Origin of the sequence: Streptomyces racemochromogenes (genome assembly GCF_044129415.1) — a bacterium.
Taxonomy (GTDB): Bacteria; Actinomycetota; Actinomycetes; order Streptomycetales; family Streptomycetaceae; genus Streptomyces; species Streptomyces racemochromogenes_A.
Map to the genome: position 1 here is coordinate 15,863 of NZ_JBBDHD010000029.1, position 23,409 is coordinate 39,271.

Consider the following 23,409-nt stretch of genomic DNA (forward strand, 5'->3'; position numbering starts at 1 on the left):
CACCCACCGGACCCACGGTGGGGCAAACCCCCCTACCAGCCGAACCGCCGGTCCACCTCCGCCTCGAACTCCTCCAACGACAGCACCTGGTCACCGTTCTTGTCCGCCGCGTCGAACAACGCCGACGACGCGTCCGCATCCCCCAGACCCCAGAACGGCAGATCACCCCGCGCCGCCAACGTCGGCCCCTTCGACCGCAGCGCCGAGATCACCTCCAGCCGCGTCAGCTCACCGTCATGATTCAGATCCAACGCCTCGAACAGCTTCCGAGCCTTCTCGCTCACAGCGGCACCCCTTCACCTCGATGACCACCCCAACCTAGGGCACCCACCCCGGCACCACCTCCCACCCGTTCACCGCCCACACCAGCCGCCAATACCGCTCCACCCGCGGATCCACCGGACCCTCCACCCCCGGAGCCCGCCGGAACACCTCCCCGAACTCCTCGTCCCCCATCAACTCCACCAACTCCACCCACGCCGCCACCTGCTCGACCGACGGATCCTCCGGCAGATCCGGCGCCGCCACCCGCACCATCGCCGCCACCGACTCCTCCGCCCCCTGCACCAACCTCTCCACCAGACGCCGACGCTCCTCCGCCGACAACCGCGTCACCCTGTGCATCAACCCGACCTCCTCAGGACTCGACCCGCGCTCGGCCACCAACCGCAACACCGCCCGACGCAACGACAACACCCGCAGCTGCACCTCCACCGCATCGGCGTGCACGGCAGCCACCTCGGCCACCGACAACTCCCGATCCAGCACCCGCCGCACACCGGGCAGATCCACACCCAGCTCCCGCAGCGTCCGCACCAACTCCAGGCGCGCCAGCGCCCCGACGTCGTACAGCCGGTACCCGGCGCCACTACGACCGGCCGGCACGACGATCCCCTCATCGGAGTAGAACCTGATGGTCCGCACCGCCAACCCCGACCTCCGGGCCAGCTCCCCGATCGAAAACAACTCCGCCGCGCCGTCCATGCCCCCACCCTGAGGTCTCCACCCACTGGAGACTCAAGGCTAGATTTCGGCGGCCGGACTGGACACGGACAGCGGCGATGTAACAAGATCAGTTACGACAGTCGAGCGAAGAGCCGGAGACACTCGTGGGCGCACCCAGCAGCCGCATGACCGTGGCCACCCACACCCTCACCTGGATGGCCTACGTCTGCCCCCGACGTCCCGACGGCATCGTCACCTCCGACCAGATCGCCGACAGCGTCAACACCAACCCCGTCGTCATCCGCCGCACCCTCGGCACCCTGCGCGACGCCGGCCTGGTCGCATCACGCCGCGGCGTCGGCGCAGGCTGGCACCTCAACCGCGCACCGGAGGACATCACCCTCAGAGACGTCTACCTCGCCGTCGAACCCGACCCCCTCCTCGCCCTCCACGCCGCCACCCCCAACCGGAGATGCCCCATCGGCGCCGGCATCCCGCCCGTGCTGCGCGACACCTACGACCGGGCCGAGGAGGCGATGAAACGCGAACTCGCCACCGTCACCATCGCCGACGTGCTCAGGGAGACGACCACCACCACGCCACCGCAAGGAAGACCAAACCCGTGATCACCACAGAACGCCTCCACCTCCGCCCCCTCACCGAGAACGACACCGACTGGTGGGTGCACCTCCACGCCGACGAAGAAGTCGCCCGGTTCGTCGGGCGCTACACCCCGGACCAGGCCGCGGCCCGCCTCCACGCCATACGGCGACAGTGGACCGAACGCGGCCACGGACTCTGCGCCGTCGAACTCCGCGCCACCGGCGAAACGATCGGCCGCTGCGGCCTGCACTGGTGGGAACAGTTCGACGAGACCGAGATCGGCTGGACCTTCGCCCGCCCCCACTGGGGCCACGGCTACGCGACGGAGGCCGCCCGCGCGGTACTGGACTGGGGCTTCGGGCCCCTCGGCCTCGACCGCGTCACCGCCATGATCCACCACGGCAACACCGCCTCGACCGCCGTGGCCCGCCGCCTCGGCTTCACCCCCCTGCGCGAGGACACGGTCCTGGACCGCCCCTGCACCGTTCACGCCCTGGACCGCTGAGGGCGCTCAGTACTTCGGCCCGACGTGGACGTCCATGAGGGCGACGGATTCCTTGCGGGCGATGGAGATGTTGTGCGTGTTCGCTTGCTTCCACTGGACGCCCATGCGGTCCAGGGCGCTGGTGAACAGGCCCGTGATGTCGATGGACTTGTTGGTGAAGAAGTACCGGGGGTACTCGTACCGCTTCCCGTTCCGCACGGTCCAGTTGGTGATCCGGCACCCGTCGGAATGGATGAGCCCCCGGATGAACTCCCACGGGTGGGCGTCCACGATCTCCTGCTGCCAGGGTTCGAGGGCGATACGTCGGTCGTGCTTCCTGCCGGGCGCGTGCTGCGGGAAGAGGCACGTCCAGTGCCGCCCGTAGCTGGTGACGGCAACGCAGCCCTGGCGCTGCACCACGTAGACCTTGTCCGTCGGGCGCACCGACAGGACGGCGGCGCGGCACTGCTCGATCAGGCCGGGCCAGCCGTTGTCGCAGACGATGCGGAGGTGGTGCCCGCCGCGCGGGTGTTCGCTGATGCAGCCGTCACCGAGATAGAGGCCGAGCAGATAGGCGTAGGCAGCCCCGTCGGCGGGGCGTGAGCAGGGCGCCGACTGGTTGAGGCGGGGAAGTGGCTCGATGCGGGTGAGCCACGAGCGGATGGCCGCCCGGGATATCCCGGTTTCCTTGCTGACGGAGTTCAGGCTGCGGCCGTCGTCGAGCATAGCGAGGGTGCGCTTGCGTGTGGCGATGTCGTACATGCGACCGACAGTGACGTGCGCAATTCGCCCACGTGCCGCAAATGCGCAGCCGTCCCTGAAACGAGTGAAGGCCGCGATGTACTGCGTGACCTTGGAAAGGAAGGAAAAGTGCCCCGGGTCGGACTCGAACCGACACTGTGTGGGTTTTGAATCCACTGCCTGCTGCCAATTGGGCTACCGGGGCCCGCGGAATCGAAGGTTTAGCCCGACCCGCTGCGGGTCCACCTTACCGCAGGTGGGTAGGCTCGGGGGAGCTTGATATGCCCCGCAAAGAGGAGCCTCCGTGACCGCCGAGCACGAGTCGACGCCCACGCCCGACGCCGACCAGTCGCACGTTCCGCCGCTGACGACCCGGGTCGTCATCGCCGAGGACGAGGCGCTCATCCGTCTCGACCTCAAAGAGATGCTCGAAGAGGAGGGCTACTCCGTGGTCGGCGAGGCCGGCGACGGGCAGACGGCCGTCGAGCTGGCGCGCGAGCACCGCCCGGACCTCGTCATCCTCGACGTGAAGATGCCCGTCCTGGACGGGATCTCCGCCGCCGAGAAGATCGCCGGGGAGTCCATCGCCCCGGTCCTGATGCTCACCGCGTTCTCGCAGCGCGAGCTCGTCGAGCGGGCCCGGGACGCCGGGGCCATGGCGTACCTGGTGAAGCCGTTCAGCAAGAGCGACGTGGTCCCCGCGATCGAGATGGCGGTGTCCCGGTTCGCCGAGCTGAAGGCGCTGGAGAAGGAGGTCGCGGACCTCTCGGCGCGCCTGGAGACCCGCAAGCTGGTCGACCGCGCGAAGAGCATCCTGCAGACCCAGTACGGGCTGACGGAGCCGGCCGCGTTCCGGTGGATCCAGAAGACCTCCATGGACCGCCGGATGTCCATGCAGCAGGTCGCCGAGGCGGTCATCGAGGACGCCGAGGAGAAGAAGCAGCAGGGCGCCCAGAAGTAGTCCGTGCGTGCGTGAGGCCCGTCTCCCCCCGAGGGGAGACGGGCCTCACGGCTTGCGGGGGCGGTCAGTCCTCGCCGAGGTACGCCTTGCGGACGTCCTCGTTGACGAGCAGCTCGCGGCCCGGGCCGGACAGGACGACCTTGCCGATCTCCATGACGTGGCCCTGGTCGGCGAGCGACAGGGCGGCCTGGGCGTTCTGCTCGACGAGCAGGATGGTGGTGCCCGCCGCCTTGAGTTCGGCGATGGTGGCCATGATCTTCTGCATCATGAGCGGGGAGAGGCCCATGGAGGGCTCGTCGAGCATGAGCAGCTTGGGCTGGGACATGAGCGCGCGGCCCATGGCGAGCATCTGCTGCTCGCCGCCGGAGAGGGTGCCTGCGGCCTGCTTGCGGCGCTCTCCCAGGATGGGGAAGAGGTCGTAGGCGCGCTGGACGTCCTTCTGGATGCCTTCCTTGTCGTTGCGGAGGAAGGCGCCGAGGAGGAGGTTGTCCTCGATGCTCATGCGGGGGAAGATGTGCCGGCCCTCGGGGGAGTGGGCGAGGCCGAGCGAGACGATGTCGTGTGCGGGGACCTTCTTGAGGGACTTGCCCTGGAACTTGATCTGGCCGCCCTTGGGCTTGATCAGTCCGGAGAGGGTGCGCAGGGTGGTCGTCTTGCCGGCGCCGTTGGTGCCGATGAGGGTGACGATCTGGCCTTCTTCGACGGAGAAGGAGATGCCTTTGACGGCTTCGATCTTGCCGTAGGCGACGCGGAGGTCTTCGACCTCCAGGAGTGCGGTCACTTGGCCTCTCCGTCCGTGCGGGTGGTGCTGGTGGTGCTGGGGGCCTCGGCCGTGTCCTCTGCCGTGTCCTCTGCCGGGGTGGCCTCTTCCGCTCCGGTGGCCGCTTCGGCGTCGGGGGCGTCGGTGGTCTCCTCGGAGGCCTCGGCGGTGGCCTCGGCCGGGGTGGCCTCGGCCGTGTCGGCCTCGGTGGTCGCCTCTGCCGCGTCCGCCTCGGGGGCCACGGTGGCCGCCTCGGCCGCGGTGACCGCGGCGGCGTCCTCGTCCTCGGGGGCGCCTTCGAAGGGCTCGCCGAGGTAGGCGGCGACGACGCGTTCGTCGCTCTGGACTTCGCCCGCGGAGCCTTCGATGAGCTTTTCGCCCTGGACGAGGCAGGCGACGCGGTCGCAGAGGTTGAAGATGAAGCGCATGTCGTGCTCGATGACGAGGACGGCGATGCCCTTGTCCCGGATGGCGAAGATGAGTTCCTCGGTGGCCCGGGTCTCCTGCGGGTTCATGCCGGCGGTGGGCTCGTCCAGGAGGATGAGGCCCGGGTCGCTGGCGAGGGCGCGGGCGATCTCCAGCTTGCGCTGTTCGCCGTAGGGGAGGTTGCGGGCGAGGTGTTCGGCCTTGTGGTCGAGGCCGATGAACTCCAGGAGTTCCATGGCCTTCTCGCGGCTGGCGGCCTCTTCCTTGCCGAAGCTGGGGAGGCGCAGGAGGGCCGACCAGAGGCCTTCCTTGGTGCGGGTGTGGCGTCCGACGAGGACGTTTTCCAGGACCGTCATGTTGTTGAAGAGACGGATGTTCTGGAAGGTGCGGGCGATGCCGGCCGCGGTGACCTTGAAGGACTTGGGGGGCAGGACGGTGCCCTTGTACCGGACTTCGCCCTCGGTGGGGATGTAGAGGCCGGTGAGGCAGTTGAAGAAGGTGGTCTTGCCGGCGCCGTTGGGGCCGATGAGGCCGACGATTTCGCCGCTGTTGACGGTGAGGTCGACGTTCTTGACGGCGGTGAGGCCGCCGAAGCGCATCGTGACGCCGCGGGCGTCGAGGACCGTTTCGGTCGTGGTCGTCGTCATGGGTCAGGCCCCTGCCTTGCTGAGGACTGCGGGCGCTTCGAGGTCCTTGTGGAGCTCAAGCTGGTTGCGCCGGTTGGGGATGAGGCCTTCGGGGCGCAGGCGCATCAGGATGACGAGTGCGATGCCGAAGACGAGGAGCTGGTATTCGCCCAGGAACTGGAGCTTGTTGGGGATCATGAAGAGGAGGGCGCCGCCGACGAGGGGGCCGGAGATGGTGCCCATGCCGCCGAGGACGACTGCCGCGAGGAGGAAGGCGGAGTTCGGGGGGACGGCGTTGGCGAAGACGTACTGGTCCGGGGTGACGGTGTAGTTCACGTGGGCCTGTACGGCGCCGGCGAGGCCGGCGAGGGTGGCGCCGAGGGCGAAGGCGATGAGCTTGACGCGGAAGCCGTTGATGCCCATGGCTTCGGCGGCGGTCTCGTCCTCGCGGATGGCGACCCAGGCGCGGCCGATGCGGGATTCGGCGCTGCGGCGGAAGACCATGATCACGATGAGGGTGACCAGGAGCATCAGCAGGAAGTAGTTGGCGAAGCGGCCGACCGCGAATCCGGCGATGGTGTGGGTGGCGCCGAAGTCGAAGCCGAAGAGGTTGACGTTGGGGACGCCGGCGACACCGTTGGGGCCGTTGGTGAGGTCGGGGCCGGAGACGCCGTCGAGGTTGTTCATCGAGATGCGGAAGATCTCTCCGAAGCCCAGGGTGACGATGGCGAGGTAGTCGCCGCGCAGGCGCAGGGTCGGGGCGCCGATGAGGACGCCGAAGACCATGGAGGCGAGGGCGCCGAGGAGGATGGCGGCCCAGAAGGGGAGGTGGACTCCGAAGGGGGAGTTGGGGGAGCCGGAGACCAGGGCGGCGGTGTAGGCGCCGACGCCGAGGAAGGCGACGTATCCGAGGTCGAGGAGGCCGGTGAGGCCGACGACGATGTTGAGGCCGAGGGCGACGGTGGCGAAGATCAGGATGTTGACGCCGAGGGTCGCGTACTGGTCGTCGGTCTGGGTGAGCGGGAAGGCCGCGGCGGCGACGAAGGCGCCGACGAGGGCGACGTTGCGGTGCTTGGTGGTGAGTGCGGTGAAGCGGGCCACCAGGCCGGCCTTGTTGAGGGCGGCGAAGCCGAAGCCTGCGGTGATCAGGAAGCCGATGAAGAGTTCCTGGTAGGGGGTGGTGACGCCGTAGGTGAAGACGCCGAGGGCGACGGCGAGCACGGCGGTGATGACGAGGATCTCGGCGTAGGCCGGGAGGGCGCGGGCCGGGGAGGGGGTGCCGCCGGCGTGGGCGGCCTTGGTGACGGCCCAGCTGTTGCCGATGTTGTGCTTGGTCTGGTCCCACCAGCTGTCGTCGGGGTCGGCCGGCTCGGTGACGGGGCGCTCGAAGGGGAGGGAGCGGGCGCCGAGGTAGGCGACGAGCGAGGTGACGATGACGACGAAGCCGCCGGGTTCGAGGTTGACCAGGCCGCCGAGGGTGTTGCTGATGGCCCAGGCGGTGTAGGCGACCGTGAGGAGGGTGCCGAGGGCGCAGAGCTTGATCGCGGCGTCGGTTCCGGCGGGGGCGATCCAGCGCAGGCCCTTGATGCCGTAGGAGGAGAGGCCGAAGAGTGCGGTCAGGGCGCCGCCGACGAGGACGAGCCACTGGAGGCCGCCGGGGTAGCCGTAGACGGTGAGGTCGCCGGGGAAGGCGGAGGTCCAGGTCCAGGCGAGGAAGCAGGAGATGACGGTGAGGGCGCCGCCGGCGGTGGCGAGGATGCGGCCGGTCTTCTCGGGGAGGGAGATGCCGGCGCGGCCGGTGGCTGCCGTCTGGGGGGTGGTGTGGGTGGTGGTCGTCATGGTTCTCACGCCCTGTCCGCCACGCGCTCGCCCATGAGGCCCTGGGGCCGGAAGAGGAGCACGAGGATGAGGAGTACGAACGCCCAGGTGTTGCCCCAGGACTGGCCGCCGAGCTGCTGCATGCCCGGCACGTCGGCGATGTAGGCGGTGGTGAGGGTTTCGGCGAGGCCGAGGACGATGCCGCCGATCATGGCGCCGTAGATGTTGCCGATGCCGCCGAGGACTGCCGCGGTGAAGGCCTTGAGGCCGAGGATGAAGCCCATGCGGTAGTTGACTTCGCCGTACTTGAGGCCGTAGGCGACGGCGCCGACGGCGGCGAAGGTGGCGCCGAGGGCGAAGGCGACCGTGATGATGCGGTCGGTGTTGATGCCCATGAGCTTGGCGGTGTCGGGGTCCTGGGCGGTGGCCTGCATGCCGCGGCCGGTGCGGGTCTTCTTGACGAAGAAGCCGAGGAAGGCCATGGAGATGGGGGCGGCGATCAGCAGGAAGACGTCACCGGTCTGGATGGTGATGCTGCCGATGTTGAAGGGGCCGCCGGGGAGTTCGGGGAACTTGACGGAGGACTTCGCGTCGGGGAACCAGGCCCAGACGACCTGCTGGAGGACGATGGAGAGGCCGATGGCGGTGATCAGTGGCGCGAGGCGCGGGGCGCTGCGCAGGGGCCGGTAGGCGAAGCGCTCGGCCCCGACGGCGATCAGGGTGGCGACGATGACCGCGCCTATGAGCATGAGGGGCAGGGCGATCCACATGGTGGTTCCGCCGGGGAGCATCAGCCAGACCGTGAGGGCTCCGAACCCGCCGGTCATGAAGATCTCGCCGTGGGCGAAGTTGATGAGCTGGACGATGCCATAGACCATCGTGTAGCCGATGGCGACGAGCCCGTACATGGATCCCAGTAGCAGGCCGTTGACCAGCTGTTGCGGCAGTTCGTGCACCGCAGGTCCTCCGAGTCTTTCGACGGATGTGACACCGCGCGGGGCGCTTGGTTCGCGCCCCGCGCGGCAAGTGAGGGGTAGGGCAGGAGACGTGCGGAGGGTCAGCCGGCGAGGGTGCCGGACTCGACGGTCTTGAAGTCGTCGCCGTCGACCTTGTAGACGGTCAGCTGCTTGTTGGTGGCGTCGCCGAACTCGTCGAAGGAGACCTTGCCGGTCACGCCGTCGAAGCTGACGCCCTGGACGGCTTCGAGGACCTTGGCGCGGGCGTCGGAGGGCAGCTTGCCGTTGTTGGCGTCGACGACCTTCTTGACGGCCTCGATGACGGCCCAGGCGGAGTCGTACGAGTAGCCGCCGTAGGCGGAGTAGTCGTCCTTGTAGCCGGCCTTCTTGTAGTTGTCGATGAACTCCTTGGCGGAGGGCAGGCTCTCGACGGGGGCGCCGACGGAGGTGCAGAGGTCGCCCTGGGCGGTGGAGCCGGCGAGCTCGACGTACTTCTTGTCCTTCATGCCGTCGCCGCCGACGAGCGGGATGTTGGTGCCGGAGGCCTTGATCTGCTTGCTGAGGGGGCCGGCCGCGGGGTACTCGCCGCCGTAGTAGACGACGTCGGCGCCGGAGCTCTTGACCTGGGTGACGATCGCGGAGAAGTCCTTGCTCTCCGGGTCGATGTGGCCCTCGCCGGCGACCTGGCCGCCGAGCTTGGTGAACTCGCCCTTGAAGGTTCCGGCGAGGCCGGCGCCGTAGGTCTTCTTGTCGTCGATGATGAAGACCTTCTTCTTGCCGGCCTTGTTGAAGAGGTACTGCGCCGCGTAGGGGCCCTGGATGGCGTCCGTGGTCGCGGTGCGGAAGTAGCTCTTGTAGGTGCGGGTCTTCTGGCCTTCGGCCCACTTGGGGCCCTGGGTCAGCGACGGGCTGGTGTTGGCGGGCGAGATCTGGGTGAGCTTGGCGTCGTCGAAGACCTTCTGCATGGCTTCGGAGACGGAGGAGTTGAGGGGGCCGACGACGCCGAGGACGTCCTTGTTGGCGGTGAGCTTGGTGGCGTTCTGCTGGCCGGAGGAGGCCTGCGCCTGGTCGTCGAGGGCCTCGACCTTGAAGGTGATGCCCTTGACGTACTTCTTCTCGTTGGCCTGCTTGGCGGCGAGGTCGGCGGAGTTCTTGATGCCGAGGCCGAGGGCCGAGAGGTCGCCGGTCAGCGGGGCGTCGACGCCGATGACGACCGTGGTGCCGCCTTCGCCGCCGGCGGAGCCGCCGGTGTCGTTGCGCGATCCGCAGGCGGTGAGGGTGAGAGCGCCCGCGGCGAGGGCGGCGGTCACGGCGATGAGCTGACGAGAGCGCACGTTCAGTCCTTTCCTGGCGCCGCGTCCCCCGTGGGACGCGTCGAGTCGAACGCGGGGAACCGAACTGAGTAAATCCGGCGGTCGCGGTAACTGGCCGTGACTCTAGGCGGCTCATCGGGAGATATGGAGGGCTGAGGCCAATGATGTGACTCTCTTGTTATGCCACGGCGTAATACATAGCGGATGTGTGCGGGTGGAACGGGGGAATTCAGGCCGGTTCGTCTTGTCCGGATGCTGAGATGGGGCAGGAGCGTGGGGCGGTTTGGGTCCTGACACGCCAGGACTCTGGGGGTTTTTGCTCATGACGGCGTTTCGGAGGGCGTGTCTCGATCTTCGGGACATGCCCTGGTCAGTGCGGCCGAGAGATCCCTGGCATATCGGTCACCGGGGATGTAACTGTGATCCTCTTTCTGGAATCCATTACTCAGGGTTACTTCCAGGAAAGGGAGTCCGGAATTCCGTGCTACATGCACGCAGTCTTTTACGTGAATCAGCACGACGAGCTCGCGGACTTGCCCGGCCGCCACCCCGGCCGGGAGCGCTGGCCGGATCGTGACGCTCAGCGCCGGTGAGGGCTGCCCGACGCGCTCCACCGTGACCGCCGGCCCGGCCGAGGTCCGCACACGGACAGTGAACGCGAACGCGGCTCCGTCGGGAGGCGGATCCACCGGCTCCCCGTACGTCAGGGAGAGGGTCTGGGAGGGGGCGGACGGCGGGAGGACCGCCGGCGGCTCGGGCCGGGTGGTGTGGATGCGGACGGCCGCGGCGACCAGGACGGCGGCCGATGCGAGGGTGAGGACGGCCCGGCGGTGGCGGGCGTAGAAGCCGCGCGGGCGGTCGCTCCAGCGGGCCCGGGCGGGTACGGGTGGTCCCGTGCGCGCGTCCTCCCGGTCCCAGGTGCCCTCCCCGGGCTCCAGGGGGCCTATCCCCCCGCCGCTCACCGCGGGCCGTCGGGGGTGGGCGTGATGCGCCGCGGCGCCGGTCCGGTTCCCATGCGGGGAACGCTAGACCGGCGCCGTGGGCCGCACAACGGGCCGTCTCGGCCCCGTTGTTACGGCTGCGTGTCGTCTCCGGAGCCGGAGGGGGCCGGAGCTCAGGACTCCGTCTCGCGCAGCAGGCAGGTGAGGCGGGCGGTGCACACGCGGCGGTCCTGGTCGTCGGTGATGACGATCTCGTACGTGGCGGTGGAGCGGCCGCGGTGGACGGGGGTGGCGGTGCCGGTGACGATCCCGTCGCGCGCACCCCGGTGGTGGGTGCAGTTGAGGTCGACGCCGACGGCGATCTTCTTGCTGCCGCCGTGGAGCATGGCGCCGACCGAGCCGAGGGTCTCGGCGAGGACGGCGGAGGCGCCGCCGTGCAGGAGCCCGTAGGGCTGGGTGTTGCCCTTGACGGGCATCGTGGCGACGACGCGGTCGGCGGAGGCCTCCAGGATCCTGATCTCCATCCGCTCGCCCAGGGCGCCGGCGGAGAACAGGGCGGGCAGGTCTATGCCCAGGGCCGCGTACTCGTCGAGGACTTCCTGGGGGAACTTCACGGCGTGCTGCTGCTCGGCGGCCATGGGCCTGCTCCGTTCGTCAACGATCGTTAACCATCTGGTCCTGGAGTCGTTCTATCAGGCCGGCTCGAAGCGCACGACGACGGACTTGCTGGCGGGGGTGTTGCTGGTGTCGGCGGTGGAGTCCAGGGGGACCAGGACGTTGGTCTCGGGGTAGTAGGCGGCGGCGCAGCCGCGGGCGGTGGGGTAGTGGACCACGCGGAAGCCGGGGGCGCGGCGCTCGACGCCGTCCTTCCACTCGCTGACCAGGTCGGTGTAGGAGCCGTCGGCGAGGCCGAGCTCGGCGGCGTCGTCGGGGTGGACCATGACGACGCGGCGGCCGCCGGTGATGCCGCGGTAGCGGTCGTCGAGGCCGTAGATGGTGGTGTTGTACTGGTCGTGGCTGCGCAGGGTCTGCAGCAGCAGCCGGCCGGCGGGGACCTCGGGGTATTCGACGGGGGCGGCGGTGAAGTTGGCCTTGCCGGTCTTGGTGGGGAAGCGGCGCTCGTCGCGGGGGGCGTGGGGGAGCCGGAAGCCGCCGGGGCGGGCGACGCGGGCGTTGAAGTCCTCGAAGCCGGGGATCACGCGGGCGATGCGGTCGCGGATGGTGGCGTAGTCGCGCTCGAAGTCCTCCCAGGGGGTCTTCGAGGCGGTGCCGAGAACCGCGCGGGCCATGCGGGCGACGATGGCGGGCTCGGAGAGCAGGTGGGGTGAGGCGGGGGCGAGGTTGCCGCGGGAGGCGTGGACCATGCCCATGGAGTCCTCGACCGTCACGAACTGCTTGCCGCTCGCCTGGACGTCCTTGTCGGTGCGGCCGAGGGTGGGAAGGATCAGGGCGCGCCGGCCGGTGACCGCGTGGGAGCGGTTGAGCTTGGTGGAGACGTGGACGGTGAGGGAGGCGCGCCGCATGGCGGCTTCGGTGACGTCGGTGTCGGGGGTGGCGCCGACGAAGTTGCCGCCCATGGCGAAGAAGACCTTGGCCCTGCCGTCGCGCAGGGCTTCGATGGCGCGCACGACGTCGTAGCCGTGGGCGCGCGGCGAGGTGATGGAGAACTCGCGGTCGAGGGCGTCGAGGAAGGCGGGTGCGGGGCGTTCGAAGATGCCCATGGTGCGGTCGCCCTGGACGTTGGAGTGGCCGCGGACGGGGCAGACGCCGGCGCCGGGGCGGCCGATGTCGCCGCGGAGCAGGAGGAGGTTGACGACCTCGCGGATGGTGGCGACGGCGTGCTTGTGCTGGGTGAGGCCCATGGCCCAGCAGACGATGGTGCGCTTCGAGGCGAGGATCATCGCGAGGGCGCGTTCGATCTCGGGACGGGTGAGGCCGGTGGCCTTGAGGGTCTCGTCCCAGTCGGCTTCCTTCGCGGCGGCGGCGAGGGCGTCGTAGCCGTGGGTGTGCTCGCGGATGAAGGCCTCGTCGAGGGCGCCCTCCGTCTCGATGACGAGCCTGTTGAGGAGGCGGAAGAGGGCCTGGTCGCCGCCGATGCGGATCTGGAGGAACAGGTCGTTGAGGGGGGTGCCCTTGAGCATGCCGAGGGGGGTCTGGGGGTTCTTGAACCGTTCCATGCCGGCCTCGGGCAGCGGGTTCACCGAGATGATCTTCGCGCCGGCGGCCTTGGCCTTCTCCAGGGCGGAGAGCATGCGCGGGTGGTTGGTGCCCGGGTTCTGTCCGGCGACGATGATCAGGTCGGCCTGGTGGAGGTCTTCGAGGGAGACGCTGCCCTTGCCGATGCCGATGGTCTCGCTGAGCGCGGAGCCGGAGGACTCGTGGCACATGTTGGAGCAGTCCGGCAGGTTGTTGGTGCCGTACTCGCGGGCGAAGAGCTGGAAGAGGAACGCGGCCTCGTTGCTGGTGCGGCCGGAGGTGTAGAAGACGGCCTCGTCGGGGGAGGAGAGGGCCTTCAGCTCCTCGGCGATGATCGCGAAGGCCCGCTCCCAGCTGACGGGTTCGTAGCGGTCGCCGCCCTCGGGCAGGTACATGGGCTGGGTGATGCGGCCCTGCTGGCCGAGCCAGTAGCCGGAGCGCCCGGCGAGTTCGGCGAGGGGGTGCTCGGCGAAGAAGGCGGGGGTGACGCGGCGCAGGGTGGCCTCTTCGGCGACGGCCTTGGCGCCGTTCTCGCAGAACTCGGCGGTGTGCCGCTTGTCGCCTTCGGGCCAGGCGCAGCCGGGGCAGTCGAAGCCGTTCTTCTGGTTGACCTTGAGGAGGGTCTGCGCGGTGCGCAGCAGGCCCATCTGCTCGTTCGCGATCTTGAGGGTGTGGCCGATGGCGGGCAGGCCGGCCGCGGCGTGCGCAGGGGGTCCGACGTGTGGCGCGTCCTGTACCGGATCACCTGCGGGCGGCTTGGTGGCCATGTCGCTCCCCTTCGAGCAGTTTTCTCGTACGCCCCGATCCTGTCACGCTCCGCCGACATCGCCGACGGCGGATTTGTCGGTGGGGGCGCCTAGGATCGGGTGCGTGGCAGAGACAGCATCGAAGAAGACCGACCAGACGACCGCAGCGGGCCGCCCGCGCCTGATGCTCATGGACGGGCACTCCCTGGCGTACCGGGCGTTCTTCGCGCTGCCCGCGGAGAACTTCACGACGGCGACGGGCCAGCCGACCAATGCCATCTACGGCTTCGCGTCGATGCTGGCGAACACCCTGCGCGACGAGGCGCCCACGCACTTCGCGGTGGCGTTCGACGTGTCGCGCAAGACGTGGCGTTCGACGGAGTTCCCCGAGTACAAGGCGAACCGCTCCAAGACCCCCGACGAGTTCAAGGGGCAGGTCGAGCTGATCGGCGAGCTCCTGGACGCGATGAAGGTGCCGCGGTTCGCGGTCGACGGCTTCGAGGCCGACGACGTGATCGCCACGCTGGCGACGCAGGCGGAGGCCCTCGGGTTCGAGGTGCTGATCGTCACCGGCGACCGGGACTCCTTCCAGCTGGTCTCCGAGCACACGACCGTCCTGTACCCCACGAAGGGCGTCTCCGAGCTGACCCGGTTCACGCCGGAGAAGGTCGTGGAGAAGTACGGGCTCACCCCGCAGCAGTACCCGGATTTCGCGGCGCTGCGCGGAGACCCGTCCGACAACCTGCCGGGCATCCCGGGCGTCGGCGAGAAGACGGCGGCGAAGTGGATCAACCAGTTCGGTTCGTTCGCGGAGCTGGTGGAGCGGGCCGAGGAGGTCAAGGGCAAGGCCGGGCAGAACTTCCGCGACCACCTGGAGGCCGTGAAGCTCAACCGGGTCCTGACCGAGATGGTCAAGGACGTGGAGCTGCCCATGACCCCCGCCGACCTGGGCCGCGCCCCCTACGACCGGAGCGCGGTGACGGGCGTGCTGGACGTCCTGGAGATCCGCAACGCCTCGCTGCGCGAGCGGCTGCTGGCCGTGGACCCGGGTGCGGACCGGCAGGAGGCGCCGGCTCCGGCGGCGGGCGTGGAACTGGACGGGTCGGTGCTGGGCGCGGGTGAGCTCGCGCCGTGGCTCGCGGCGCACGCGGGCGGCCCCCTGGGCATCTCCACCGTGGACAGCTGGGCGCTGGGCCAGGGCAGCATCGCCGAGGTGGCGCTGGCCGCGGCCGGCGGCGCGGCCGCCTGGTTCGACCCGTCCGAGCTGGACGAGGCGGACGAGCGGGCCTTCGCCGCGTGGGCGGCCGACGCGTCCGCGCCGAAGACGGTGCACAACGCCAAGGGCCTGATGCGGGTCTTCCCGGAGCACGGCTGGACGCTGGCGGGTGTCGTCATGGACACCGCGCTGGCCGCCTACCTGGTCAAGCCGGGCCGGCGCTCCTTCGCCCTGGACGTGCTGTCGGTGGAGTACCTGGGCCGTGAGCTCCAGCCGCCGGCCGCGGACGGGCAGCTGGCCTTCGGCGCGGACGACACGGCCGAGGCGGACGCGCTGATGGCGCAGGCCCGCGCGGTCCTGGACCTGGGCGAGGCGTTCACCGCGAAGCTGCCCGAGGTCGGGGCGGTGGAGCTGCTGCACGGGATGGAGCTGCCCACCTCCGAGCTGCTGGCGCGCCTGGAGCGGGCGGGCATCGCCGCGGACCGCGACCACCTGGAGGGCATGGAGCAGCAGTTCGCGGGCGCCGTGCAGCAGGCGGTCAAGGAGGCGCACGCGGCCGTCGGGCACGAGTTCAACCTCGGCTCGCCCAAGCAGCTCCAGGAGGTGTTCTTCGGCGAGCTGGACCTGCCGAAGACGAAGAAGACGAAGACCGGGTACACGACGGACGCGGACGCGCTGGCCTGGCTGGCCACGCAGACCGACCACGAACTGCCCGTGATCATGCTGCGCCACCGGGAGCAGGCCAAGCTGCGCGTCACGGTGGAGGGCCTGGTCAAGTCGATCGCCGCCGACGGCCGGGTGCACACCAGCTTCAGCCAGACCACCGCCGCCACGGGCCGCCTGTCCTCCACCGACCCCAACCTGCAGAACGTGCCGGTGCGCACGGACGAGGGCCGCGCCATCCGCCGCGGCTTCGTCGTCGGCGAGGGCTACGAGTCGCTGATGACGGCCGACTACAGCCAGATCGAGCTGCGGGTCATGGCCCACCTCTCGGAGGACGAGGGCCTCATCGAGGCGTTCCTGTCGGGCGAGGACCTGCACACCACCGTCGCCTCCCAGGTGTTCGGGGTGGAGCGCTCCGAGGTCGACGCCGAGATGCGCCGCAAGATCAAGGCCATGTCCTACGGCCTGGCGTACGGGCTCTCCGCGTTCGGGCTCGCCCAGCAGCTGAACATCGAGCCCGCCGAGGCGCGCGGCCTGATGGAGACCTTCTTCGAGCGGTTCGGCGGGGTCCGCGACTACCTCCAGCGGGTGGTCGAGGAGGCCCGGGCCACCGGCTACACGGCCACCGTCTTCGGGCGCCGCCGCTATCTGCCCGACCTCAACAGCGACAACCGCCAGCGCCGCGAGGCGGCCGAGCGGATGGCGCTGAACGCCCCGATCCAGGGCACGGCCGCCGACATCGTCAAGGTCGCGATGCTGCGGGTGGACCGGGCCCTGGCCGAGGCCGGTCTGGCCTCGCGGATGCTGCTCCAGGTCCATGACGAAATCGTCCTGGAGATCGCCCCCGGGGAGCGGGAGCGGGTCGAGGAGCTGGTGCGGCGCGAGATGGGCGCGGCCGTCGAGCTGAGGGCCCCGCTGGACGTGTCCGTGGGTGTGGGCGGCGACTGGGAGTCCGCCGCGCACTGACCCCGACGGCCCGCCCGCGCGCCCGTCCCCGCCTATGCGGCGGGGACGGGCGTGCGCGTCTCCCGGTCCGGGCGGACGTCGTCGCGGTCGCGGCGGTGGCGCAGCCGCACCAGGGCCCCGTACAGCAGGAGGCCCACCACGAGTCCGCCGCCCGCTCCGAAGCAGACGGTCGGGATGATGTCGAGGGGGCTGCGGATCCGGTCGTGGTAGGTGAGGAAGCGCAGCACCCTCAGGGTGATCCCGGTGGCCGTGCAGGCGGCGATCAGGAGCAGCGCCCCCCACCGCTCCGCCCGGCCGAGCGCCGGCACCGACGGCGGGACGGGCCGGGCCGGCAGCCGGCGCAGGGCGCTCACCGTGAACCAGAGCAGCGCGCAGGCGGCGACGGCGGAGGTGCCGTACTGGAGGTAGGTGTACGCGGGCAGGCCGAGGGCGACGGGCCGGGTGAGCCACGGCAGCGCGTCCGTGCCCCAGCGGCCCCCGTGGGTGAAGCTGTCCCAGACCACGTGGGTCAGCGAGCCGGCGACCGCCGAGAGGTAGAAGCGCAGGGCGAGCGCGGGGAGCGGGAGGCCGCGCCAGTGCTCGCCGCGGGCCAGGGCGTGGACGCGGCCCCGCCAGGCGGACGGCAGCAGCGCGAGCAGCGGCTCGCGCAGCAGCAGCCAGCACGCGGTGAGGGCGGCGGTGAGGGCGGCGTCCGCCGTGAGCACGCCCGGGAGCGAGTGGGCGAAGTCGCCGTAGCCCATGAGGCCCCCGACGACGGCGTCCGCGAAGAAGAACGAGTCCGGCGCGAACGATCCCAGCACCAGCGCAGAGGCGACCAGCGGCCCGCGCGCGCGGCCCGAGCGGCGGATGGCCGGAAGTACGGCGGCCGCGTGGCTGAGAGTGAACGGCACGGAGCCTCCCGGAAGTAGCCGATGTCCGGACAGTATGCGTGACCTGCGCAGGCTCGTGGGGATGTGGTGAATGTCGGGCCCGGAGTGCGTGCCGTGTGCAGGGAGTTGACGTAGGGTCACGCGGACGTCCGGACGTCCAGTGGAGGGGTCCCGCACATGTCGGCACGAATATTCGGACGCGGTCTGCGCCGGAGCGCGGCCGCGGCACTGGTATCGGCGCTGGTGGCCGCCGCGATGACGGCCTCCCAGGGCCCCGCGGTCGCCGGCCCGGAGCGGATCGCGGCGGCCGGGGAGGGCGCCGCGCAGCCGCCCGCCGGCGCGTCGGGCGCGGGCGGGGACTCGTCGTACTTCACCGAACTCCCGCCGCTGGACAGCCCCGCACCGCCGGCCGCGCTCCTGCCGGACGGTGAGGCGGCCGCCGCCCGGCCGGAGCCCACGCCCGCGCCGGCCGCGGCGCAGCCGGCGGGGGAGGGTGCGCAGGGCATACCGGCGAGCGTGCTCGCCGCGTACCGGCGGGCCGAGCAGCGGGTGGGCGCGGACGACCCCGGGTGCGGGCTGCGCTGGCAGCTCCTCGCGGCGATCGGCAAGGTCGAGTCCGGGCAGGCCGCCGGCGGCCGGGTCGACGCGAACGGGACCACCCTGCGGCCGATCCTGGGGCCCGTGCTCGACGGCAACGGCTTCGCGAACATCTCCGACACCGACGGCGGGGCCTACGACGGCGACGCCCGCCACGACCGGGCCGTCGGCCCGATGCAGTTCATCCCGTCCACCTGGGCGGCCTGGGGCCAGGACGGCAACGGCGACGGCCGGCGCGACCCCAACAACGTCCACGACGCGGCCCTGGCGGCCGGGCGCTACCTGTGCGCGGGTCACCGGGACCTGAGGACCGGCGCCAGCCTGGACCGGGCCGTGCTCTCGTACAACCAGTCGGCGGAGTACCTGCGGACGGTGCGCTCCTGGTACGCCTACTACCTCCAGGGTGCGCACGAGGTCCCGGACGGCACCGGCCCGAACCCGCTCCCCGCCCCGGGCACCCCGAAGCCGACCCCGACGCCCGTGCCCACTCCGAAGCCGACCCCGACGCCCGTCCCGAGTCCCACCCCTTCCCCGAAGCCGACGCCGACCCCGACCCCGACGCCCACCCCGACCCCGACGCCGACGCCGAGTCCCACGCCCACGCCCGCTCCCACTCGGACCCCGACGCCCACGCCCACGCCGAGCACCACCCCCACTCCCACTCCCACCCCGAAGCCGAGCGCCACCCCGAGCCCCTCGGCCTCCCCGACCCCGACGAAGACCGCCGCGCCCACGGCCACGCCCCTGCCGCCCGCGCCGTCCGCCTCCCCGAAGCCCACCGCCGCCACTCCCTAGCGGACGGGTCCGCCCGACGGTTCTCATCTGACCCCCGCGTTGCTACGGTACGCCTCCCTGACGACCCATCAGATCCAGGGAGGCCCCGCCGTGCGCGCACTCGCCGCCGCCGCCGTCGGGCTGGCCGCCGCGCTGGCCCTCGTCCTCGCCGTCACGGCGTTCGGGGCGCCCGAGGGCAGGACCTCGCCCAAGCCCCTGCTCACCACCGCGCCCCCCGCGCCCGGACAGGAGTAAGGAGGTCCGGCCGTGCGACGCAGAGCGAGCCTCGTCCTGCTTGGCTTCGCCGTGTTCTGCGCAGCCCTCGCACCGCTGCTGCGCTGGTACGCCTACCCCCGCCTGGCCAAGATCCCGCCGAACCAGTACCAGGCGGTGGTCCTGGAGGCCAAGGACGCCACGCTCCTCGACTACACCGGCGGGATGCAGCCCAGGAAGGTCGACAAGGTCACCATCGTCCAGACCCTCAAGGGCAACGTCGAAGCGTCCCGGGAGATCGAGGCCGACGCGGGCAGGGACGTCGTCGTCTGGGACACCCTCACCTCCGTCATGGGCCCGGACGGCGCGATGGTCTCCCGGATCCCGGAGCGCTACATCTTCGACGCGCACACCCAGGACCCGGTGCACGCCACCGGCGAGATGGTCGACGGAGACCCCGTCCGGCGCGAGGGCATCGAGTTCAAATGGCCCTTCTTCACCGAGCCGCGCGACTACCTCTACTTCGACGCCCAGACCCGCACCTCCTCGCCCGTCCACTACGTCGGACCGCGCACCTACCGGGGCATGGACGTCTACTACTTCGAGCAGACCGTCCCCTGGACCAAGGTCCCCATGCCGAAGAAGATGCCGATCGAGGGCATCGACCCGGCGACCATCGAGCAGACCACCGGAACCACCCTCTGGTACACGGTCGAGGCCCGCTTCTGGGTCGACCCGGTGACCGGCGCGCCCGTCAACGCCGAGCAGGACATCCGCCAGGAGATGCGCGGCGGGATCGCCGCCGGCGCCCCCGAGGGCCGGCTCACCGCCTTCGCCGGGCACGTCACGATGCGCGAGGACTACGCGAAGTACACCCGTGACCTCGTCGCCGCCAACCGTACGAAGGTCCTCGCGCTCCACACCTACGCCCCGGCCGGCCTCGCCCTCGGCGGCCTCGCGCTCCTCGCGGCCGCCCTCTGGCTGGAAGCCCGCGGCCGCCGGCCCCCGGGCGGCCCGGTCAGCCGCCCCTGAGCCGGGCGTTCGTGTGCCGGGTCGGCTCGGCCGCCGCCGGGTCCTCCGGCCACGGATGCTTCGGGTAGCGGCCGCGCAGCTCGGCCCGCACCGCCCGGTAGCCGCCCTGCCAGAAGGAGGCCAGGTCGGCGGTGACGGCGGCGGGCCGCCCGGCCGGCGACAGCAGGTGCACCAGTACGGGGACCCCCGCCACCCGGGGCGTCTCGGCCAGCCCGAACATTTCCTGGAGCTTCACCGCCAGCACCGGCTGCTCGGCGGAGTAGTCCACCCGGACGCGGGACCCGCTCGGCACCTCGATCCGCTCCGGGGCCAGCTCGTCCAGCCGGACCGCCTCGCCGGTGGCCCAGGGCAGCAGCCGGTTCAGGGCCTGGCCGGCGTCGATCCGGCCCAGGTCGGCGCGGCGGCGCGCCCGCGACAGCTCGGGCTCCAGCCACTCCCCGGCCCGGGCCACGAGCGCCGCGTCGTCCGCCACGTCCGGCCAGGCGCCGCCGAGCGTGCGGTGCACGAAGCCGAGGCGGGCCCGGAGCACGAGCGCGTCCGGGGTCCAGCGCAGCAGGCCGAGCCCCTCGCCGCGGAGCCCGTCCAGCAGGGCGGCCCGCACGAGCGCCGGGTCGGGGTCCCGCAGCGGCCGCACCACCAGCTCGACCGCCCCGAGCCGCTCGACGGCCCGGGCGACCACGTCGCCGTCCTCCCAGCGCACCTCCTCGCCCTCGGTGCGCAGGTGGGCGGCCGCGGCCCGGGCGGTGTCCCCGTCCAGCACGGCGGCCAGCCGGACGCGTGCGGACGCCGAGTGCGGGGCCCGGTCGGCGACGGCCACCGCCAGCCACTCCGCGTGCCGCAGCGAGGACCCCTCGGAAAGCTCGGCCCCGGTCCCGGAGGCCATGAGGTGGCTTCCCCCGCCCTTGGCCTTCGCCACCCGCTCGGGGAACGCCAGGGCGGCCACCAGTCCGGCGGCGTGGTCGTCGCCCATGGCGCCGCCCCCAGACCCCCGCGCGGCGCCGCCGCCACCGGCGGAACCCAGCGCCCGCTCCAGGCGGGCCGTCTCCGCTCGCCAGCGGGACGCGTACGCGTCGTCCCCCCGCCGCGCCCGCCGCCAGGCGGCGGCCAGGTCGTCCCCGTACTGCCGCGGCGCCTCCTCGCTCAGCAGCGCCACCACCTCCGCCGCCCGCCGCGCGCCCAGCGCCCCCGCGCCGTCCAGCAGCGCCCGCGCCAGCCTCGGGTGCAGCCCCAGCCGGGCCATCCGCAGCCCCCGCGGCGTCGGCCGTCCGGCCCCGTCCACCGCGCCGACGGCCGACAGCACCTCCCGGGCGGCGGCCATCGCCCCCGCCGGCGGCGGGTCCAGCAGTGCCAGCCCCGAGGCGTCCGGGTCACCCCAGCAGGCCGCCTGGAGCGCGAACTGCGCCAGGTCGGCGATCCGGATCTCGGGGGAGGGGAAGGCCGGCAGCCGGCCGTCCTCCGCCTCCGCCCAGCACCGGTACACCACGCCCGGCGCCTCACGCCCGGCCCGCCCCGCACGCTGGCGGCCCGCCGCGCGCGAGGCCCGTACGGTCGCCAGCGCCCCCAGCCCCCGCGCGTGGTCCACGCGCGGCTCGCGGGCCAGCCCCGAGTCCACGACCACCCGCACGCCCGGCACCGTCAGGCTCGACTCCGCGACCGCCGTCGAAAGGATCACCCGCCGGTGCGGTGCGGCCGTCAGCGCCGCGTCCTGCACCGCCGCCGGCGCCCGGCCGTGGACCTGGAGCACCTCCGCGTCCACCCCGGCCAGCAGCCCGGCCACCCGGGCGATCTCGCCCACACCGGGCAGGAAGCACAGCACATCGCCGGAACGTTCCGCCAGCGCCCGCCGCACCACCGCGGCCACATGCGCCAGCTGCGCCGGATCCACCCGCATCCCGTGCGGCGGCCGCACCGGCCGGGCCGGCGGCGCCCAGACCGTCTCCACCGGGTGGGAGACCCCCGAGGCCTCCACCACGGGCGCGTCCCCCAGCAGCCGGGCCCAGCCCGCCGCGTCGGTCGTCGCCGAGGCCGCGACCAGGCGCAGCTCCGGCCGCAGGGCCTCGCGCACGTCCAGCAGGAAGGCGGCGACGGTGTCGGCGTCCAGGTGCCGCTCGTGGCACTCGTCCAGGACCACCACGTCCACCCCGGCCAGCTCCTGATCGCGCTGGAGCCGCTGGAGCAGCACCCCGGTGGTCACCACCTCCACCACGGTGGAAGGGCCCGCGAGCCGCTCCCCGCGCACCGTGAAGCCCACCGACTCCCCGACCGCCTCGCCCAGCAGCCAGGCCATCCGCCGGGCCGCGGCCCGGGCGGCGATCCGCCGGGGCTCGGCGACCACCACCCGGCGCCGCGGGCCCCCGCCCGCCAGCCCGGCGAGCACCAGCGGGACCAGCGTGGTCTTGCCGGTGCCCGGCGGGGCGCACAGCACGGCCGTGCCGTGGCCGTCCAGCGCCGCCAGCAGGGCGGGCACGGCCTCGCGTACGGGAAGGGCGTCGAGGGCGGACCGGCGGATCAAGGCGTCAGTCCCTCTCGCAGACGAAGACCGCCGTGCCCGGGATCAGGCCTCCGCGCAGCGGGGACCAGCCGCCCCACTCCTGGGTGTTCCACTCCGGCCACTCCGGCTCCACCAGGTCCAGCAGCCGGAAACCGCCCGCCACCACGTCCCGGACCCGGTCGCCGAGGGTGCGGTGGTGCTCGACGTAGACCGCGCGGCCCTGCTCGTCCTGCTCGACGTACGGGGTCCGGTCGAAGTAGGAGGCGGACACCGAGAGCCCCTCGGGGCCGGGCTCGTCGGGGAAGGCCCAGCGGATCGGGTGGGTGACGGAGAAGACCCAGCGCCCGCCCGGGCGCAGCACGCGGTGTACCTCGCGCATGACGTTGACGGGGTCGGCGACGAAGGGCACCGCCCCGTACGCGGAGCAGGCCAGGTCGAAGGAGGCGTCGCGGAAGGGCAGCCGGCCGGCGTCCGCCTCGACGAGCGGTACCTCCCCGCCGAGGCGCAGGGCGTGCTGGAGCTGGCGGTGCGAGAGGTCCAGGGCCACCGGGCGGGCGCCCCGCGCGGCCAGCCAGCGGGAGCACTGGGCGGCGCCGGCGCCGATCTCCAGGACGTCCTTGCCCTTGAGGGAGGCGGCCGGGCCCAGGAGCGCGGCCTCCTCCTCGTCCAGGCCCTCGGGGCCCCAGACGAAGCGGTCGTCGCCCAGGAAGGCGCCGTGCTCGCTCTGGTACTCGTCGGCGTTGCGGTCCCACCAGCCGCGGCTGGCGCGGCTGCTCTCCGCCTCCCCGGCCTCGCGCCGGGTGGCCTCGGCGTCGTCCTCGTACGCGCCCTCCTGGCCGTCTTCGGCCTCGGGCGCGTCTTCGGGGGCGTAGTCCTCTTGGTTCATGGGGCCCGTCGTCGTAGTGTGCGGATGGCTGGTGTGGCACCCGGACGGCTGAAAATTGGTGCGGATCGCTCATCAGGGCGTTCCCGCCCATGAATTGTGCCGGTTATGCGGTGGTCCGCCCGCAGTGTGCGCCTTCGCGCATTGACCCTGTCCGGCTGCCCCCGTATGCTACAAGTTGCGCTGCGA

General features: G+C 71.8%; 20 protein-coding genes and 1 tRNA gene. 7 read left to right on the forward strand and 14 right to left on the reverse strand.

What is annotated here, in order from left to right; all coding sequences use genetic code 11:
• Positions 1 to 32: 32 nt before the first annotated feature.
• Together WDV06_RS14060 and WDV06_RS14065 are read right to left on the reverse strand one after the other, a co-directional pair.
• Positions 33 to 284 carry an EF-hand domain-containing protein gene (locus tag WDV06_RS14060; RefSeq protein ID WP_395510049.1) on the reverse strand — a complete coding sequence of 84 codons (252 nt, stop codon included), beginning with the start codon at positions 282 to 284 and terminating at the stop codon, positions 33 to 35.
• 34 nt (positions 285 to 318) lie between these two features.
• Positions 319 to 984 carry a MerR family transcriptional regulator gene (locus WDV06_RS14065; RefSeq protein ID WP_395510050.1) on the reverse strand — a complete coding sequence of 222 codons (666 nt, stop codon included), beginning with the start codon at positions 982 to 984 and terminating at the stop codon, positions 319 to 321.
• A 146-nt stretch (positions 985 to 1,130) separates the two neighbouring features.
• Here WDV06_RS14065 and WDV06_RS14070 point away from each other — a divergent pair, with 146 nt between their 5' ends.
• The gene (locus tag WDV06_RS14070) at positions 1,131 to 1,571 is read left to right on the forward strand and encodes an Rrf2 family transcriptional regulator (RefSeq protein WP_395510099.1); all 441 of its coding nucleotides are present in this window, start codon (positions 1,131 to 1,133) and stop codon (positions 1,569 to 1,571) included.
• Positions 1,568 to 2,053: a GNAT family N-acetyltransferase gene (locus WDV06_RS14075; RefSeq protein ID WP_395510051.1), complete on the forward strand. Its 486-nt coding sequence runs from the start codon at positions 1,568 to 1,570 to the stop codon at positions 2,051 to 2,053. Before WDV06_RS14070 ends, WDV06_RS14075 begins: the two co-directional genes overlap by 4 nt.
• 6 nt (positions 2,054 to 2,059) lie before the next feature.
• Here WDV06_RS14075 and WDV06_RS14080 read toward each other — a convergent pair whose 3' ends face one another.
• Together WDV06_RS14080 and WDV06_RS14085 are read right to left on the reverse strand one after the other, a co-directional pair.
• On the reverse strand, positions 2,060 to 2,794 hold the full coding sequence (locus tag WDV06_RS14080) for a transcriptional regulator (protein WP_395510052.1): 735 nt from the start codon (positions 2,792 to 2,794) through the stop codon (positions 2,060 to 2,062).
• A 109-nt stretch (positions 2,795 to 2,903) separates the two neighbouring features.
• Positions 2,904 to 2,978: transfer RNA gene (locus WDV06_RS14085), tRNA-Leu, on the reverse strand.
• Positions 2,979 to 3,077: 99 nt separating this feature from the next.
• Between WDV06_RS14085 and WDV06_RS14090 the strand changes: the two genes are divergently transcribed.
• Positions 3,078 to 3,734: an ANTAR domain-containing response regulator gene (locus WDV06_RS14090; RefSeq protein ID WP_395510053.1), complete on the forward strand. Its 657-nt coding sequence runs from the start codon at positions 3,078 to 3,080 to the stop codon at positions 3,732 to 3,734.
• 64 nt (positions 3,735 to 3,798) lie between these two features.
• Here the strand turns inward: WDV06_RS14090 and WDV06_RS14095 are convergent, their stop codons facing one another.
• The 7 genes from WDV06_RS14095 to WDV06_RS14125 form a co-directional block, all read right to left on the reverse strand.
• The gene (locus tag WDV06_RS14095) at positions 3,799 to 4,515 is read right to left on the reverse strand and encodes an ABC transporter ATP-binding protein (RefSeq protein ID WP_395510054.1); all 717 of its coding nucleotides are present in this window, start codon (positions 4,513 to 4,515) and stop codon (positions 3,799 to 3,801) included.
• On the reverse strand, positions 4,512 to 5,567 hold the full coding sequence (locus WDV06_RS14100) for an ABC transporter ATP-binding protein (protein WP_395510055.1): 1,056 nt from the start codon (positions 5,565 to 5,567) through the stop codon (positions 4,512 to 4,514). Before WDV06_RS14100 ends, WDV06_RS14095 begins: the two co-directional genes overlap by 4 nt.
• Positions 5,568 to 5,570: 3 nt before the next feature.
• Entirely contained in the window at positions 5,571 to 7,385 is a 1,815-nt protein-coding gene (locus WDV06_RS14105; protein ID WP_395510056.1) for a branched-chain amino acid ABC transporter permease, read from the reverse strand.
• A 5-nt stretch (positions 7,386 to 7,390) separates the two neighbouring features.
• On the reverse strand, positions 7,391 to 8,320 hold the full coding sequence (locus tag WDV06_RS14110) for a branched-chain amino acid ABC transporter permease (protein WP_395510057.1): 930 nt from the start codon (positions 8,318 to 8,320) through the stop codon (positions 7,391 to 7,393).
• A gap of 101 nt (positions 8,321 to 8,421) precedes the next feature.
• On the reverse strand, positions 8,422 to 9,654 hold the full coding sequence (locus WDV06_RS14115) for a branched-chain amino acid ABC transporter substrate-binding protein (RefSeq protein ID WP_395510058.1): 1,233 nt from the start codon (positions 9,652 to 9,654) through the stop codon (positions 8,422 to 8,424).
• Between the two features lie 1,093 nt (positions 9,655 to 10,747).
• Positions 10,748 to 11,212 (reverse strand): PaaI family thioesterase, encoded by a 465-nt coding sequence (locus tag WDV06_RS14120; RefSeq protein ID WP_395510059.1) that lies wholly within the window; start codon positions 11,210 to 11,212, stop codon positions 10,748 to 10,750.
• Between the two features lie 54 nt (positions 11,213 to 11,266).
• Entirely contained in the window at positions 11,267 to 13,537 is a 2,271-nt protein-coding gene (locus WDV06_RS14125) for an FdhF/YdeP family oxidoreductase (protein ID WP_395510060.1), read from the reverse strand.
• Positions 13,538 to 13,640: 103 nt separating this feature from the next.
• Between WDV06_RS14125 and polA the strand changes: the two genes are divergently transcribed.
• A complete protein-coding gene (gene polA / locus WDV06_RS14130) occupies positions 13,641 to 16,361 on the forward strand; it encodes a DNA polymerase I (protein WP_395510061.1) in 2,721 nt (906 codons plus the stop codon).
• 32 nt (positions 16,362 to 16,393) lie between these two features.
• Here polA and WDV06_RS14135 read toward each other — a convergent pair whose 3' ends face one another.
• Positions 16,394 to 17,251, reverse strand: a complete 858-nt coding sequence (locus WDV06_RS14135) for a DUF4184 family protein (RefSeq protein WP_395510062.1) — start codon at positions 17,249 to 17,251, stop codon at positions 16,394 to 16,396.
• Positions 17,252 to 17,407: 156 nt separating this feature from the next.
• On the opposite strand from WDV06_RS14135, the gene WDV06_RS14140 reads away from it, so the two are divergent.
• From WDV06_RS14140 to pgfA, 3 genes are all read left to right on the forward strand, one after another.
• Positions 17,408 to 18,622: a lytic transglycosylase domain-containing protein gene (locus WDV06_RS14140; protein ID WP_395510063.1), complete on the forward strand. Its 1,215-nt coding sequence runs from the start codon at positions 17,408 to 17,410 to the stop codon at positions 18,620 to 18,622.
• Between the two features lie 90 nt (positions 18,623 to 18,712).
• Positions 18,713 to 18,856 (forward strand): SPW_0924 family protein, encoded by a 144-nt coding sequence (locus tag WDV06_RS14145; protein ID WP_395510064.1) that lies wholly within the window; start codon positions 18,713 to 18,715, stop codon positions 18,854 to 18,856.
• A 12-nt stretch (positions 18,857 to 18,868) separates the two neighbouring features.
• Positions 18,869 to 19,846, forward strand: a complete 978-nt coding sequence (pgfA, locus tag WDV06_RS14150; protein WP_395510065.1) for a cell envelope lipid trafficking protein PgfA — start codon at positions 18,869 to 18,871, stop codon at positions 19,844 to 19,846.
• Here the strand turns inward: pgfA and hrpB are convergent.
• Both hrpB and WDV06_RS14160 read right to left on the reverse strand, forming a co-directional pair.
• On the reverse strand, positions 19,833 to 22,358 hold the full coding sequence (gene hrpB, locus WDV06_RS14155) for an ATP-dependent helicase HrpB (RefSeq protein WP_395510066.1): 2,526 nt from the start codon (positions 22,356 to 22,358) through the stop codon (positions 19,833 to 19,835). The two genes, pgfA and hrpB, sit on opposite strands and share 14 nt — an antisense overlap.
• A 4-nt stretch (positions 22,359 to 22,362) precedes the next feature.
• Positions 22,363 to 23,223 (reverse strand): class I SAM-dependent methyltransferase, encoded by an 861-nt coding sequence (locus WDV06_RS14160; protein WP_395510067.1) that lies wholly within the window; start codon positions 23,221 to 23,223, stop codon positions 22,363 to 22,365.
• Between the last annotated feature and the right edge of the window lie 186 nt (positions 23,224 to 23,409).